This is a genomic window from Alteriqipengyuania halimionae (assembly GCF_009827575.1).
GTDB classification, from domain to species: Bacteria; Pseudomonadota; Alphaproteobacteria; order Sphingomonadales; family Sphingomonadaceae; genus Alteriqipengyuania_A; species Alteriqipengyuania_A halimionae.
Genome location: NZ_WTYR01000001.1, coordinates 1,650,686 through 1,664,548, shown reverse-complemented (window position 1 = coordinate 1,664,548; position 13,863 = coordinate 1,650,686). Strand labels below are relative to the sequence as shown.

The 13,863-nt window shown below is 64.4% G+C and carries 17 protein-coding genes; 10 read left to right on the top strand and 7 right to left on the bottom strand.

Going from position 1 to position 13,863, the window contains the following annotated elements; genetic code table 11:
* Positions 1-76 precede the first annotated feature (76 nt).
* Positions 77-904 carry a DUF4163 domain-containing protein gene (locus tag GRI68_RS08100; RefSeq protein WP_160616782.1) on the top strand — a complete coding sequence of 276 codons (828 nt, stop codon included), beginning with the start codon at positions 77-79 and terminating at the stop codon, positions 902-904.
* 44 nt (positions 905-948) lie between these two features.
* Positions 949-1,776: a type I methionyl aminopeptidase gene (gene map, locus GRI68_RS08095; protein ID WP_160616781.1), complete on the top strand. Its 828-nt coding sequence runs from the start codon at positions 949-951 to the stop codon at positions 1,774-1,776.
* Between the two features lie 37 nt (positions 1,777-1,813).
* On the opposite strand, the gene GRI68_RS08090 is transcribed toward map, so the two are convergent.
* Together GRI68_RS08090 and ccmA are read right to left on the bottom strand one after the other, a co-directional pair.
* On the bottom strand, positions 1,814-2,470 hold the full coding sequence (locus GRI68_RS08090) for a heme exporter protein CcmB (protein WP_160616780.1): 657 nt from the start codon (positions 2,468-2,470) through the stop codon (positions 1,814-1,816).
* A complete protein-coding gene (gene ccmA, locus GRI68_RS08085) occupies positions 2,467-3,069 on the bottom strand; it encodes a heme ABC exporter ATP-binding protein CcmA (RefSeq protein ID WP_160616779.1) in 603 nt (200 codons plus the stop codon). The genes GRI68_RS08090 and ccmA overlap by 4 nt, the downstream gene beginning before the upstream one ends.
* 52 nt (positions 3,070-3,121) lie before the next feature.
* On the opposite strand from ccmA, the gene GRI68_RS08080 reads away from it, so the two are divergent.
* On the top strand, positions 3,122-3,412 hold the full coding sequence (locus tag GRI68_RS08080) for a 4a-hydroxytetrahydrobiopterin dehydratase (protein WP_160616778.1): 291 nt from the start codon (positions 3,122-3,124) through the stop codon (positions 3,410-3,412).
* Between the two features lie 3 nt (positions 3,413-3,415).
* On the opposite strand, the gene GRI68_RS08075 is transcribed toward GRI68_RS08080, so the two are convergent.
* The 5 genes from GRI68_RS08075 to GRI68_RS08055 all read right to left on the bottom strand — a co-directional run bounded on the left by GRI68_RS08075 (position 3,416) and on the right by GRI68_RS08055 (position 8,209).
* Entirely contained in the window at positions 3,416-4,210 is a 795-nt protein-coding gene (locus GRI68_RS08075) for an alpha/beta hydrolase (RefSeq protein ID WP_160616777.1), read from the bottom strand.
* Entirely contained in the window at positions 4,207-4,482 is a 276-nt protein-coding gene (locus GRI68_RS08070; RefSeq protein WP_160616776.1) for a hypothetical protein, read from the bottom strand. Before GRI68_RS08070 ends, GRI68_RS08075 begins: the two co-directional genes overlap by 4 nt.
* Entirely contained in the window at positions 4,479-5,285 is an 807-nt protein-coding gene (locus GRI68_RS08065; RefSeq protein WP_160616775.1) for an SDR family oxidoreductase, read from the bottom strand. Before GRI68_RS08065 ends, GRI68_RS08070 begins: the two co-directional genes overlap by 4 nt.
* A 166-nt stretch (positions 5,286-5,451) precedes the next feature.
* Positions 5,452-7,512 (bottom strand): S9 family peptidase, encoded by a 2,061-nt coding sequence (locus GRI68_RS08060; RefSeq protein ID WP_325063782.1) that lies wholly within the window; start codon positions 7,510-7,512, stop codon positions 5,452-5,454.
* Between the two features lie 79 nt (positions 7,513-7,591).
* Positions 7,592-8,209 carry a DNA-3-methyladenine glycosylase family protein gene (locus GRI68_RS08055; protein ID WP_160616774.1) on the bottom strand — a complete coding sequence of 206 codons (618 nt, stop codon included), beginning with the start codon at positions 8,207-8,209 and terminating at the stop codon, positions 7,592-7,594.
* A gap of 76 nt (positions 8,210-8,285) precedes the next feature.
* Here GRI68_RS08055 and GRI68_RS08050 point away from each other — a divergent pair, with 76 nt between their 5' ends.
* The 7 genes from GRI68_RS08050 to GRI68_RS08020 all read left to right on the top strand — a co-directional run bounded on the left by GRI68_RS08050 (position 8,286) and on the right by GRI68_RS08020 (position 13,863).
* Positions 8,286-8,603 carry a 2Fe-2S iron-sulfur cluster-binding protein gene (locus tag GRI68_RS08050; protein ID WP_160616773.1) on the top strand — a complete coding sequence of 106 codons (318 nt, stop codon included), beginning with the start codon at positions 8,286-8,288 and terminating at the stop codon, positions 8,601-8,603.
* Positions 8,604-8,675: 72 nt separating this feature from the next.
* Complete coding sequence (locus GRI68_RS08045; protein ID WP_160616772.1) at positions 8,676-9,014, top strand: hypothetical protein; 339 nt, start codon at positions 8,676-8,678, stop codon at positions 9,012-9,014.
* A gap of 25 nt (positions 9,015-9,039) precedes the next feature.
* Entirely contained in the window at positions 9,040-9,804 is a 765-nt protein-coding gene (locus tag GRI68_RS08040) for a Gldg family protein (protein WP_160616771.1), read from the top strand.
* A 306-nt stretch (positions 9,805-10,110) separates the two neighbouring features.
* Positions 10,111-10,629, top strand: a complete 519-nt coding sequence (locus tag GRI68_RS08035) for a division/cell wall cluster transcriptional repressor MraZ (protein WP_325063781.1) — start codon at positions 10,111-10,113, stop codon at positions 10,627-10,629.
* Positions 10,626-11,591: a 16S rRNA (cytosine(1402)-N(4))-methyltransferase RsmH gene (rsmH, locus tag GRI68_RS08030; protein ID WP_160616770.1), complete on the top strand. Its 966-nt coding sequence runs from the start codon at positions 10,626-10,628 to the stop codon at positions 11,589-11,591. The genes GRI68_RS08035 and rsmH overlap by 4 nt, the downstream gene beginning before the upstream one ends.
* Positions 11,588-12,145, top strand: coding sequence for a hypothetical protein (locus GRI68_RS08025; protein ID WP_160616769.1), 558 nt, complete (start codon positions 11,588-11,590; stop codon positions 12,143-12,145). The genes rsmH and GRI68_RS08025 overlap by 4 nt, the downstream gene beginning before the upstream one ends.
* Entirely contained in the window at positions 12,142-13,863 is a 1,722-nt protein-coding gene (locus GRI68_RS08020) for a peptidoglycan D,D-transpeptidase FtsI family protein (protein ID WP_160616768.1), read from the top strand. The genes GRI68_RS08025 and GRI68_RS08020 overlap by 4 nt, the downstream gene beginning before the upstream one ends.

Below are 13,863 nucleotides of genomic sequence, written 5' to 3'. Positions count from 1 at the left end.
ACCGCTTCGCCGCGGTTTCTGCAAGGAGATCATCCCCATTATACGCCTTTTTGCGCTCGTTTGGGTTACGTTTGCCTTGTCGGCATGTTCCGGCGAGCGTCGCGAGGGCGATGTTCAGCCCGACGCGGTCGAGCGTGCGAAGACGGTAAAGGCGGGCGGCGACGGCGTGTCCCAGGCCGAGGATGACAGCAGCGACGGCGCGCGCACCGTCTCGCTCGAAACCGAGCTCTACATCTTCAGCTATTCTTATCCCGGCGAGGTCGGCGCGCGACAGGGTCTGCGCATGGTGCTCGATCGCCAGCTAGAGCAGGGGCGCACGACCTTGATCCAGCAGGCGCGCAAGGCGAAAGCGGATTCGGACAAGAACGGCTATCCCTTCCGCCCGCATACCTCGGAAACCGAATGGCGCATTGCCGCCAGGCCTGCGGGCTGGCTGAGCCTAGAGGCGGAGGAATTCACCTATTACGGCGGCGCACATCCCAATACCGGGTACAAATCGCTCGTCTGGAGCGACGGCGCGAAAAAGGCGTTTCAGCCGGTCGAACTGTTTACCTCTTCCAAAGCGCTGAACATGGCGATCCGCACCCGCTTTTGCGACCTGCTCGACGAGCAGCGCGAGGAAAAGCGCGGAGAGCCGATCGATCGCGAAAGCGATGCCCTGTTCGAGGATTGCATCGATCCGGTAGCCGAAGCCGTGATCGTCCCGCTGAGTTCGAACGGCAAGGCGTTCGATCGCCTCCGTCTCGACGTGCCGCCTTACGCTGCCGGTCCTTATGTCGAGGGCTCGTATCAAATCGAACTGCCGGTGACTAAGGCGTTGCTCGCGGCGGTGAAGCCCGATTATCGCGAGGCCTTTGCGATCCACGCGCCGAAAAAGGACGCCGGGAGCAAGGCAGAGGACTAGCACACGGCTGGCGTTTCGCCGGTCTCGCGCCTATATCGCGGGGCATGACACGCTATGAAACCATTACCGGCGACGAACCGCTAATCCGCGACGGCACGATCAAACTGCACGGCCCCGCCGGCTTCGAAGGCATGCGCAAGGCCGGGCGCCTGGCCGCCGAAATCCTCGACGCGATGTACGATCATGTCCGCCCCGGGGTCACTACCGGAGAGCTCGACGACATCATTCGCCAGATGATGCTCGATGGCGGCAGCGTGCCCGCCACGCTCGGCTATCGCGGCTATACGCACAGCTCCTGCATCTCGCTTAACCACGTGATCTGTCACGGGATTCCGGGCGACAAGGTGCTGAAGGAAGGCGACATCCTCAATATCGACGTGACCCCGCAGCTCGATGGCTGGCACGGCGATACGAGCCGGATGTATTATGTCGGCGAGGTCCCGCTGAAGGCCAAGCGGCTGGTCGAGACGACCTATGAATGCCTGATGCTCGGCATCGAAGCGGTGAAGCCCGGGGCACGCCTCGGCGATATCGGGGCCGCGATCCAGAAGCATGCCGAAGGGCGTCGCTATGGCGTGGTCCGCGAATTCTGCGGTCATGGCGTCGGCCGTCTGTTCCACGATGCCCCCGAAGTGATCCACGCCGCGCGCGCGGGCACCGGGCCGGAATTGAAGCCGGGCATGTTCTTCACCATCGAGCCGATGATCAATGCCGGCAAACCGGCGGGCAAGATCCTTGAAGACGGCTGGACCGCCGTCACCCGCGACCGACAGCTTTCGGCCCAGTTCGAACACTCGATCGGAATCACCGAGGACGGGGTGGAGATCTTCACCGAAAGCCCGACCGGGCGGCATAACCCCGCCTGCCTCTAGCGCGTCATCCCAGCTTTCGCTGGGACTGCGCCCCGTTTCACTCTCGAGCGGCCCTGATCGCCGCGCCCGAGGCGAAGGGGGCGAGGGCCAGCAGGACAAGACTTGCCGCGCCGGTCAGCGCAAGGGCGCCGTCGCCATTGCCGTCGAGACTGCCCGCGCCGAAAATCAGTAGCGGGATCGCCAGCGGGATCGCCAGCAATCCGCCCAGCGCCGCGCCCGATCGCAGGGCGGCGGTGAGCGCGGAAACCAAGGTACCGAGCGCCGCCAGTCCGGGCGTGCCGATGAGCAGGCCAAGCTCGAGCGCGAGCAGCGTTTCACCCGATAGCCCCATCAGCGCCGCACCCGGTAACGCGGCGAGCATCAGCGGTGGGCCGAAGCTGAGCCAGTGAGCGATGATCCGCGCCGCAATGCTCGCTTCCTCGGCCACACCGCGCAGGGCCAATTGGTCGAACAGGCCGAGATCGAGATCGGGGCGCACCAGCCGCTCGATCGGCAACAGCGCGGCAAGCAGCGCGGCTACCCAAAGCACGCCGCCGCCGGTCCGCGCGAGCAATTGCGCATCGCTCCCCACCGCAAACGGATAGAGCGTCGCCACGGCGAGGAAGAACAGCAATGGCAGGAAGGCCCCACCGCGTGCGCCCGAACCGAACATGGCCACCAGATCGCGGCGCAGCAAAGCCGAAAACACCTTCATGCGCCTTCCTCCGGAGAGGGTGAATGCGCGTCCAGCTCCAGCCGTCCGATCCCGTCGATGGCCAGCGGCTGGTGCGAGGCGATCACGCAAATGCCACCGCCCACGCAATGTGTGGCGATCAACCCCTCGACCGTGACGGCGGCGTGGGCATCCAGCCCGTTGAGCGGCTCGTCGAGCAGCCAGATGCGACAATGGCGGTTGAGCAGGCGGACGAAAGCGGCGCGTTTGCGCTGGCCGGTCGAGAGAAATCGCACCGGCACGTCGAGGAGGTGATCGACCCCCATCGCGCGCACATTGCGCTCGGGCGCAGCGCTGCCGTCCAGCCGCTCCCAGAAGCGCAGCGCCTGCCCCAGCGGCAGGTCGGGATCGAGCGCGGCGTGTTCGTCGATCCAGCCGACCTCGCCTTCACGCTCCACAGTGCCGGCATAGGGCCGTGCGAGCCCGGCGAGCAGACGCAACAGGCTGGTCTTGCCGATCCCGTTGGGCCCGGCGAGGTGCAGTGCGTTACCCGGCGCCAGATCGATGTCGAGACCGGCAAACAGCAGCCGGTCGCCGCGGCGGCACGCGAGATCGCTGGCTTTGAGGCGGGGCGCTTGCATCGCGAGGGGGCTTAGGCGAGGGGAGGGCGAGCGACAAGAACAGGAGTGGCCCATGTCCGTATCCCAACTCACCCAAGCCGAACGCGATGCGGCGCTGGCCGAACTCGACGGCTGGAGCCTGCGCGGCGATGGCAAGGCAATCGAATGCGGTTTCGAATTCGACGATTTCGTCGATGCCTTCGGCTTCATGACCCGGGTCGCGATCCTCGCACAGAGCCAGGATCACCACCCCGAATGGTTCAATGTCTACAACAAGGTCGAGATCACGCTGACGACGCACGATGCCGATGGCCTCAGCCAGCGCGATGTGAAGCTGGCCAAGGCGATCGACAAGCTGGTCTGAGGATCAGTCCTCCGCTTCGGGGCCGCCCGGAACCCAGTTGCTGTCGCGGGGCCGCGGGCCGAGATCGAGCCTCAGGCAGCGATAGAACAGCCGCTCACGCCCGCTGCGCGCGGCTTCGGGCGTGAGCGCGATCGTGTTCTGCGCCGTGCATTCGGTATCGAGTAGCGCCTGTTCTTCGGCTGTGCGCGGCTCCGCTTCGCGGCCCAGCAAGTCGCCGCCCGGCCGGTATTCGCGGTCGGCCGTGCCGTAGAACATGCGGAACGCGTCGAGCGCGGCGGTGTGGTAGATCGTGCCATGGGTCTCGCTGTCGCCCAGCGGGACGAATGACCATTTCCACCCTTCCGGAGCGGAGGCCTTCAGCGCATCGACGAAGCGCTCGACCCCTTCCTCGTGACGATAGCCTTCATTGGCGAGCGCGACATAGACCCGTTCATCGCCCGGCTGCATCATCGTGGCCGCCTGTCGGGCCAGCTTCATATCGTCGTACCAGAGCGAAGGTGACACGGAGATCCAGTCATCGAACAGGTCGGGCTGGGTGAGCAGCGTCTCGACGATGAACAGCCCGGCCAGCGATTCCCCCATCACCGCGTCATGGCTAGCGGTGCGGAAATTGGCCTCGACCCACGGCTTCACGTCGTCGGCGATGAAGGCGCGGAAATTGTCGGCGCCGCCCGGTGTCGCACCGAGCGATGCGGTATAGGCTTCGAGCTTATCGGCGGAGACTTCGGGCGAGATTTCGGCGCGCCGATTGACGGTTTCGATACCGACCAGGATGAAACGCTCGAAGCTCCAGTTCAATCGCGGCTCTGCGCGATCCCGGCGATATGCGGGAAGTCCTGCTCCGGGCCCCCGTCGATCACATAGACCACGGGAAAGCGCATTTCGGGCTGTTCGACATAGCCCGCGGGCAGGCGAACGGTCATCCGGCGCTCGCCCTCGAAAGCGGTTGCAGGGATCGTATAAGTGGTCCCGATCGTCACCGGTTCGCCATCCGCGGGTTGCGCGGCGGCGGGCGTCGCCATCAGCAGGGCGAGGGGCGCTGCGATAAGCGTCGCAAGCGTGTGGATCACGCTTTCTCTCCCATCACGCCGGCCATCTTCTTCGATCGCTTGCGCAGCTTGCCCGGCATCCAGCGCGCAGCGAAGCGCAACTGCTTTGCGGTCTTGCCGACGACGACGTGGAGATCGTCGCCATGCACCGCATCCCACACCGCCTGCGCGACATCCTCGACCGGAGTCAGTTCCAGCCCGGCGGCCTTCACCCGGCCGCGGATCGATTCATTGCTGCCGCGATTGGGCGCATGGTCGAGCAGCGGGGTTTCGATGAAGCTCGGCATGATCGCCGCGACCTTGATCCCGTCGGGCGTCCATTCGGCATCGAGGCTTTCGCTCATTCCGCGCACGCCGAACTTGGTGGCCGAATAAACCGCTGCGCCGCCCGTGCCCCAGATGCCTGCCGCGCTCGCCGTGTTGATCAGGGCCGATCCGGGAGCGGATTCCTTCAGATAGGGATAGGTCGCCATCGCGCCGTGGAACACGCCCTTCAGATTGATATCGATGCAGCGCTCGACCTCTTCGGTGGAGTTCTCCGCCAGCGGTCCACCCAGCGGGACGCCGGCATTATTGAACAACACGTCGATCCGGCCACCGGCTGCCGCCTTGAAGGAGGCCAGCGCCTTGTCCCAGCCTTCGCGGTCGCGCACGTCGAACTGGTGCGAATAGTGATAGCCGCCCGGCAGCAGCTTCTCGGTCTCGCGCATCGCGTCCATGTCGACATCGCCGAGACCGACGAACCAGCCTTCCTGGCCGAACTTGATCGCGGTCGCCCGCCCGATGCCGGACCCGCCGCCGGTGATGAAGATCGCTTTTTTCATGTCGGCACACTCTCCCTCAGAAACGAACAACCCCTCCCGCAAGCGGAAGGGGCAGCGAGACTTGCGAGCTTGCTCGCCAGTCGCAGCGGGGTGGGCCGCTGCAATCGCTACGATCGCTTCATGCCCACCCCCCAGCCCTCCCGCAAGCGGGAGGGGAGATTGCGCCTTATTTGATTGCTTCGGACAGGCCCTGCACGAAGTCCGCGCCTTCGACGATCTCGGCGGTCGATGCGCCCACCGTATCGCCGATCGGTTCGGCGCGGCCGCCAAGGCAGGTGGCGAGGAAGTTCTCGGTCACCGCGTTGAAGGCGATGTTGTTTTCGGGCTTGGCGAAGCCGTGGCCTTCGTCCGGATAGAGAACGTAGGTCACCGGGATGCCTTTTTCCTTCATCGCATCGACGATCTGGTCGCTTTCGGCCTGATTGACGCGCGGATCATTGGCGCCCTGGCCGATCAGCAGCGGCTTGGTGATCCGGTCCGCCTTGTAGAGTGGGCTGGCGTCGATCAGCAGTTGCTTGCCTTCGGGCGTCTCGGGATTGCCCATCCGCTCGTGGAACTGCGCGATCACCGGGGCCCAGTAGGGCGGAATCGTGGAAAGCAGCGTCTCGAGGTTGGACGGGCCGACGATATCGACCCCGCAGGCGAAAGTTTCGGGCGTGTAGGTGAGGCCCACCAGCGTGGCGTAGCCACCATAGGAGCCGCCCATGATCGCGACCTTGTCCTTATGTGCGATGCCTTCGTCGATCGCCCACTGGGTGGCGTCGATCAGATCGTCATGCATCGCTTTCGACCATTCGAGGTTCGAGGCGTTGATGAAGTCCTTCCCGAAGCCGGTCGAGCCGCGATAGTTCACGCTCAGCACCGCATAGCCGCGATTGGCGAGCCATTGGTGGTAGGGATTGAAGCCATAGCCATCGCGTGCCCAGGGGCCGCCATGGACGAACAGGACCATCGGCACCGCCTGGTCGGGCTTGCCGTCGCCATCGCTGTCGCTGCCCGGCGGGAGCGTCAGGTACGAGGGCAGGGTGAGCCCGTCGCGCGACTTGAGCTCGAGCGTGTGCATCGGCTGAAGCGGTGCGCCGACCAGCTCGGGGCGGGTCACGTAGAGCTCAGTCAGCGTGTTGTCGGTGCGATCGTAGAGATAGCTTTTGCTGGGCCCGACGACCGGATCGTTGCCGACGATCCACTTGGTGTCGTCATCGGTGCGCGAGCCGATCCCGAATTCGCCTTCGAGATTGGCTTCGAGGAAGTCGAGCGAGGCTTTCACTTCCGGATCGAGCGCGGTCCATTCGTTTTTCAGGTAATTGACCGAATAGGCTTCGACTTCGCCGGTTTCCTTGTCGCGGATCGTGCCGCCGATATCGGCCTTGGCGTTCTCGGCCACCATGCGGGTTTCGCCGGTTTCGACATCCATCGCGACCAGCGCGCCGGTGTTCCGGCCACGGCTGTCGAGCCAGTAGAGCGTCTTGCCATCGGTGGTGAAACCGGCCGGGCTGGTGGTCAGCGAATCTTCCAGCGTCGTGTTGCCGAACGGCTCGGCTTCGACTTCGTTTTCGACCACGCGGAAGAAATCCATGCCGCCTTCGGCATTGGGACGCAGGGCAAGGCGAACGTCGAGATTGTCGTCGGCGACGAACCCCGCATAGCCGTTGTTCTCGATCATCTGGGTCAGCTCGCCGCTGTTGAGATCGAGCATGTAGACATCGTGGAACCGCGCATCGCGATTGTTGAGGCCGACGAGGACCTTGTCCTTGATCCGGTCCGAACCGCCGATCAGCATGACGCGGGTGTTCTCGAAATCGGTCAGCGTGCGTTCGTTGCCGCTGGCGATGTCGATGCCGTAGAGCAGGAAGTTCTCGTCCCCGCCCTTGTCCTGGATGTAGAGCAGGCTGCGACCGTCGGGGGCCCAGAAATACTGGCGGATCGGGCGATCGGTTGCCTTGGTCATAACCTTGGCCGCGTCGGGATCGTCGACCGGCGCCATCCACACGTTGAGCACGCCGTTATCGGGCGCGAGCCAGGCGAGCCATTCGCCATCGGGGCTGATCTGGGCCGAGGCGCGGGAGGGGTTTCCGAACAGCGACTCGCGCGGGATGAGCGGAGCGGCTTCGGCGGTCTGGGTCATAGATGGGCTTTCATTCATTAGGTTCGCGCTCGCGGCGCCCGGTAGCGTCATTGCCATGGCGGCCAGCGTGCAGGTGGCGAACAATCTAGTCTTGATATTCATCGTCTCAACTCCCCTTGATTGGATGACATGGAAAGTAGGCTTTACGTGATGGAAAGTCCATTTTCCATCGACCAACGGCCTACAGGGCCGGATTGTTGTAGCTGTGCCACGTGAAAATAGCCAATGCGCCGCGATGCGGGCGCCAATCTTCGGCCAGTGCGCGGGTTTCCTTTTCGCTTGGGCGATCAGTCAGTTCGAGGATTTTGCCGATGCCGACCTGCACCGCGAGATCGCCTGCCGGCCAGATGTCGGGCCGTCCCTCGGCGAACAGCAGATAGATCTCGGCCGACCACCGGCCGATCCCCTTGATGCGGGTCAATTGCTCGATCGCAGCTTCGTCGTCCTCCGGCAGGTCGTCGAGGTCGAGCTCGCCGCTTTCGACAAGTTCGCAAAGCGAACGCGCATAGCCCTGCTTCTGGCGCGAGAGGCCGCAGGCGCGCAATTCATCGAACGAGCTGGCCAGCAAGCGGTCGGTCGGCACGTCCTCGCCCAGATGCCCGGTCAGCTTGTTCCACATCGAAGCTGCCGCCGCGACGCTCACCTGCTGTCCGACGATGGTGCGCAGCAGGGTGCGGTAGCCCGTCGGCCGGATGCGCTCCTCGGGATAGCCGACCCGCTGCACCGCTGCCGCGATCGCGGGCTCCTGCGCGGCGACGGCATCGATACCCTCGACCAATTGCGCTTTCGAAAGACCCACTCTTGCGCTCCTTGCCAAAATTCCTCCTGCGCCTTAGCAGCCGGTCGAACGCGAATATAGCAGTCGAGGAAAATCCATGCCCAAGCTCACCGTCGTCACCCGTGAAGGCCAGGAAAGCACGATCGATGTCGAAAGCGGGCTGACCGTGATGGAGGCTATCCGCGACAACGGGTTCGACGAATTGCTTGCGCTGTGCGGCGGCTGCTGTTCGTGCGCGACCTGCCACGTGCATGTCGATCCCGAACATTTCGGCAAGCTCGCCGGCATTTCGGAAGACGAGGACGATCTGCTCGAAAGCACCGATCACCGCACCGAATATTCGCGCCTGTCGTGCCAGATTCCGTTCGATGACGCGCTCGACGGGCTGAAGGTCACGATCGCCCCGGAAGACTGATCGGCGCCTGTTCCGAAGGACATGGCGATCGTTCGCAATTGACGCGCGCGGGGGAGTGCCTACTTTGGCGCCATGGCCATCAACGATCGCACGGCGCAGGAACCGCCGCCGTTTCTAGGAACGCGCCCCGGGCGGCGCGCGCAGGCGATACAGCGCCTTCAGATCGGCGGTCTCGGCCTCGGCGTGATCCTGCTCGTTATCGGCGTCGCCAATGTGGTGATGGACCGCGCGCAGGAAGTCGAACAGACCGCCGTGCCCGAAGCGAAGCTCAACACGCCCGCACCGGAAGAAACCCAGGCTTCTGATCCGCTGGCGGATATCGGTGTCGTGCCGTCGCCCGAACCGACGACGCCCACTCCCGAACCGACCTCGACCGCAGGCGATGCCCCTAAAGCGCCGCCAGCTCTTTAAAGCGTCACTGCTTGCGGTATGCGTGTTGTCGGGCGCGGCATGCCATCCGTCTGCCGGGGCCGAACAGGCCGCAGCATCCGAAACGGCGGAGCCTGCGCGCAAGCCGATCGCTACCGCGCTGTTTTCGAGCCTGCCGATAGCGCGTCCGGAAAACGTGGCGATGGAAGACCTCTTGCGCGAGGATGTACCAGCGCATTGGGCCACCAGCCTGTTGTCCGATCGCGGCGAGTGGCGGGCGGTCGACTGGCTGGGCATTCGCGACGATGGCTATGATGCGCTGGCCGGGATCGACCTATTGGTGTTGGCGCAACCGCGCCCGCTGGCTCCGGAAGAGAACGTCGCGCTCGACAATTTCGTGCGCGATGGCGGCACGGTGCTGCTGTTCGCCGATCCGCACCTGACGCAGGAAAGCGCCTATGCGCTCGGCGATCCGCGTCGCCCCGCCCACACGGTATTGCTCTCCCCCATTCTTTCGCGCTGGGGAATCGAACTCGAGCACGATGAGAGCGACGAGAAAACCGGTGCCGACTGGAACGGCGTGACGCTCCCGCTCTCCGAGCCCGGTCGATTCCGGTTGAAACCCGATGCCGGGGAATTCGCGGGACGCTGTATATTGGAAGCCGATGCGCGGCTGGTGTCCTGCGACATCGGGAAGGGGCGCTTGCTTGCTCTGGCCGATGCCGCGCTGCTCGAGCCCGATACGGGCGGAAGGGCCGAAATTCGCCGGGCGCTGCTAGAGCGAATGATGGATGCGGCGCTGGCCACCAAAGTCGGGAAATCACGGGACTAGTCAGGTTGGAGTCGTGGGCTTGCACGCAAATCCATGCCTTTGGCGCGGATTGTGGTAACTCTTTGTTAAGGAATGGAGCGAAGTGCGCTTTTAAAATATCCTTACAAAACAGGTATTTGCCGCAAAAGCCCGATAATTCCCGTAAAATCCCCTTTTTTCACGCCCTTTCACGCGTTACACAGTGACTCCATCGGACGAACTGATGATTCCGCGCGCCCCGGTTGACTGCGGGGCCGCCCCGAAGCCGTGCGCTTCCGGGGACGGGTTCGCTTTTTCGGTCGGGGAGATGAAAGCGGGGAACGCGACGTGTCGCTCGGAGTGGGAAAATACAGCGGTCAGGGCTTTTCGCTTCGCGGCGAAAAGGATCGCTACGTCCTGCCCCCGATCTTCCGCAAGGCCGTCAAGGAAAGCTCCGAAGGGCGCGTATTGTGCCTCGCCAAGCATGAGCGCTGGAACTGCCTCGTCGGCTTCGGTCTCTCGCGTCGTCTCGAGCTCGAAGCCCAGCTGGACCGCGAAGAGCGGATCGCGATCGAACGCGACAAGGATTTCGACCGCGACCTGCGCGCGATGCAATTGTTCGGATTTGCCGAAATCCCGTTCGACGACAGCGGCCGCTTCGTGATGCCCGAACATCTCGCCGAACTCGGCAAGCTGGGCGACGACGTCTATTTCCAGGGCGCGGGCGGTTTCTTCACCATGTGGAACCCGGACCAGCTCTACGCCAAGGGCGAAGGCTGGGAGGGCGCGCAGGCGGCCTGCCGTGCGCTCGCCGCCGAAGCCGCTGCAAAGGCTGCCGCGAAGGCCAAGGGAGGCGCACGCAAATGATCGAAGCCAACACGCCCCATATCCCTGTCCTGCTCGACGAAGTGGTCGCCGCACTCGATCCGGCGCCGGGTTCGGTCATCATCGACGCAACCTTCGGCGCCGGCGGCTATACCCGTGCGCTGCTCGATCGCGGCGCGACCGTGCACGCCTTCGATCGCGATCCCGATGCGATAGCCAAGGGCCGCGAATGGCCCGAACACAGCGCCGAGCCGCAGCGCCTCGTACTCCATCCGCGCCGGTTTTCGGAAATGGCCGAAGCGATGCAGGAAGTCGGCGTTGCGCAGGTCGACGGTATCGCGCTCGATCTCGGTGTTTCGTCGATGCAGCTCGACCAGGCCGAGCGCGGTTTTGCTTTCAGTGCCGACGGTCCGCTCGACATGCGGATGAGCCAGTCGGGCACCAGCGCCGCCGATTTCGTCAACGACGCGGGCGAAGGCCAGATTGCCGACGTGCTCTACCAGTATGGCGAGGAACGCCAGTCGCGCCGGGTCGCCCGCGCGATCGTGGCCGCGCGCCCGCTCCACACCACCGCCGATCTCGCCGCCGTGGTTCGTCGCGCGCTGGGCTATCGGCCGCATTCCAACCAGGGCCGTGCGCCCAAGGATCCGGCTACGCGCAGCTTCCAGGCAATCCGCATCCATGTGAACGGAGAGCTCGACGAAATGGCAAATGCGTTGACCGCATCCGAGCAGATGCTGCGTGCGGGCGGCAAGCTGGCCGTGGTCAGCTTCCACAGCCTCGAAGATCGCATGGTCAAGCGCTTCCTGCGCGCTGCATCGGGCGGACAGTCGACGACATCGCGCCACATGCCCGAGCGGCTCGACGATCATCTCCCGACCTTCGAGAAGCCCGGCAAGGCGATCAAGCCCACCCAGGGCGAGCTCGATCTCAACCCCCGCTCCCGTTCGGCCATCCTGCGCGAAGGCACCCGGACCGGCGCACCGGCGAGGGTCGCCGCATGATCGTTACTCGCTCCCGCGTAAAGACCGTTGGCTGGGCCGCGGTGCTGGCTTGCTGCGCCGGCGCCGTCACCATGCTTGCGTTTAAGGTCAATGCAGTGCGCAGCGAAGTGCGCCAGGCCGAAGAGCGGATCGTCCAGCTCGAACGCGACAACCTCTATCTCGAAACCGAATTCGAAACCCGCGCCAGCCAGCAACAGCTTGCTGCGCTCAACCGCATGGAATTCGGCTATGTCGCGCCGGGGCCCGCGCAGTTCCTGGCCAATGAGCGCGCGCTCGCGGCGTTCAGTGCGCCGCGCTCGAAGGATGCCCCCGAAATGATCCGCGTCGCGCGCGAAGACGTTGCCGAGGTCGAACTCGCTTCCTTTACCGAGGATGTCGACGCGGCGCGCCCCGAGCCTGAAAAGAAGTCCGAGCGCAAGCCGTCCGAACCGACGGAAAAGGCACCGAGCTTCCAGCACGCCGTCGTCGAGAAGGTGAAGGCCGAGGATAAAGCCGAGCCGAGCTTTGCAGCGCTGTTCGCCAATTACCGCCTCGACAAGGAGGCAGCTGAATGAGCTTCGCGCCGATCGGGGTGACCGCCGCCTCGCCGGCATACCGACTGTACCACGAGCGACGCCGTGTGCTCTACATGGCGAAGATCCGCGGGCTCTGGATCGCGGTGGTGTTCGCTGCGCTGGCGGTGGTCGCGCTGGGGCGGATCGCCTGGCTCGGTGCGGTCGAACCGGGTGCACAACCGATGTCGATGGCCGCTCGCTTGCTGCCTTCGCGCGGCGAGATCGTCGATCGTAACGGTGTGCCGCTTGCGCGTGCCTTTCGCGCCCGCGCGTTGTGGTTCAACCCGAAAGCGATCGGCGACGGCGGCCCGCCGTTGGTCAAATCGCCCGAACAGGTCGCCGCTTCGCTCAAGGCGATCTTTCCCGATGCCGACGAAGCACGGCTGGCACGCAAGCTGAAGGCTGGCAAACCGACCTATCTCGCGCGTCGCATCCTGCCCGCCCAAATGGAAAAGGTCCACGCGCTGGGAGAGCCTGCGCTCGAATATCCGCCTGAAAAGGAACGCTATTATCCGCAAGGGTCGCTCGCCGCGCATGTCATCGGCTTCGTGGACGCCGATGGCGCGGGCAAGGTGGGCATGGAAGAAGCGCTGCAGGACGAACTGCTAGACCCGGCCCATCGGGCAGAGCCGGTCGAACTGTCGATCGATGCGCGGGTGCAGGGCGCCCTCGAGGATGAATTGGCCGCGGGCATGGAAATGCACGATGCGATCGGCGCGGCAGGCGTGATTCTCGACGTCAATACCGGCGAAGTCATGGCGCTAGCCTCGCTCCCGTCGTTCAACCCCAACCGTATCGATCGCGAAGGCGCGAAGAACATCTTCAACCGGGTGACCAACCAGGTCTACGAACTCGGCTCGACCTTCAAGCCGCTGACCGTCGCCGCTGCAATCGAAGCGGGGACGATCAAGGATCTGTCGCGCCGGTTCCAGGCCAACAAGCCGCTCCAGGTCGGACGCTTCCGCATTCGCGACAGCCACACGATCGGGGCAAGCCTGAACGTGCCGGAATCGCTGATCCATTCCTCCAACATCGTCACCGGACAGATCGCCGACGAACTCGGCACCAAACGGTTGCAGAAGACGATGGTCGATCTCGGCCTCGCGGACCGTCCGCAGATCGAACTGCCCGCGCGCGGCTATCCGCTGTTCCAGAAGGACAAGTGGTCGCGGGTGAAAACGATCACTGCATCTTACGGCCATGGTGTTGCGGTCACCCCGCTGCATCTTGCCAGCGCCTATGCCGCGATGGTCAATGGCGGGATCTATCGTCCAGCTACGCTGATGAAGCAGACACCGGGCAAATATGTCGAGGGTCGGCGGGTGTTCAGTCCTGCTACGTCGGCACGTATGAGGCAAATGCTGCGTATGATTGTCGTGTTTGGCACCGGTCGGAAGGCCGATGCCGCGGGTTTCCGGATCGGCGGCAAGACCGGATCGGCCGAAAAGCCGGGCAATGGTGGATATCGGCGCAAGAGCCTCGTCTCGACCTTTGCAGCGGCGTTTCCGATGGATAAGCCCCGTTATGTGATCATCGCGATGTTCGACGAGCCCAAGGGCAATGCCGCCAGTTCCGGCCAGCGCACCGCCGGCTGGAACGCCGCGCCCGCTGTCGGCCGCATCGTCCCGCGGATCGGACCGATGCTGGGTATCGAGCCCGACGCAACGCGCGACATCGATCTTTCGGACCTCAGACCACTTGTCGTAACCGGGGAATAG

Coding starts and splice junctions, on each gene's coding strand:
- map (WP_160616781.1), top strand. CDS start 949: ATGACACGCTATGAAACCATTACCGGCGACGAACCGCTAATCCGCGAC.
- GRI68_RS08060 (WP_325063782.1), bottom strand. CDS start 7,512: ATGAATATCAAGACTAGATTGTTCGCCACCTGCACGCTGGCCGCCATG.
- GRI68_RS08020 (WP_160616768.1), top strand. CDS start 12,142: ATGAGCTTCGCGCCGATCGGGGTGACCGCCGCCTCGCCGGCATACCGA.
- ccmA (WP_160616779.1), bottom strand. CDS start 3,069: ATGCAAGCGCCCCGCCTCAAAGCCAGCGATCTCGCGTGCCGCCGCGGC.
- GRI68_RS08080 (WP_160616778.1), top strand. CDS start 3,122: ATGTCCGTATCCCAACTCACCCAAGCCGAACGCGATGCGGCGCTGGCC.
- GRI68_RS08045 (WP_160616772.1), top strand. CDS start 8,676: ATGGCCATCAACGATCGCACGGCGCAGGAACCGCCGCCGTTTCTAGGA.
- GRI68_RS08090 (WP_160616780.1), bottom strand. CDS start 2,470: ATGAAGGTGTTTTCGGCTTTGCTGCGCCGCGATCTGGTGGCCATGTTC.
- GRI68_RS08050 (WP_160616773.1), top strand. CDS start 8,286: ATGCCCAAGCTCACCGTCGTCACCCGTGAAGGCCAGGAAAGCACGATC.
- GRI68_RS08065 (WP_160616775.1), bottom strand. CDS start 5,285: ATGAAAAAAGCGATCTTCATCACCGGCGGCGGGTCCGGCATCGGGCGG.
- GRI68_RS08025 (WP_160616769.1), top strand. CDS start 11,588: ATGATCGTTACTCGCTCCCGCGTAAAGACCGTTGGCTGGGCCGCGGTG.
- rsmH (WP_160616770.1), top strand. CDS start 10,626: ATGATCGAAGCCAACACGCCCCATATCCCTGTCCTGCTCGACGAAGTG.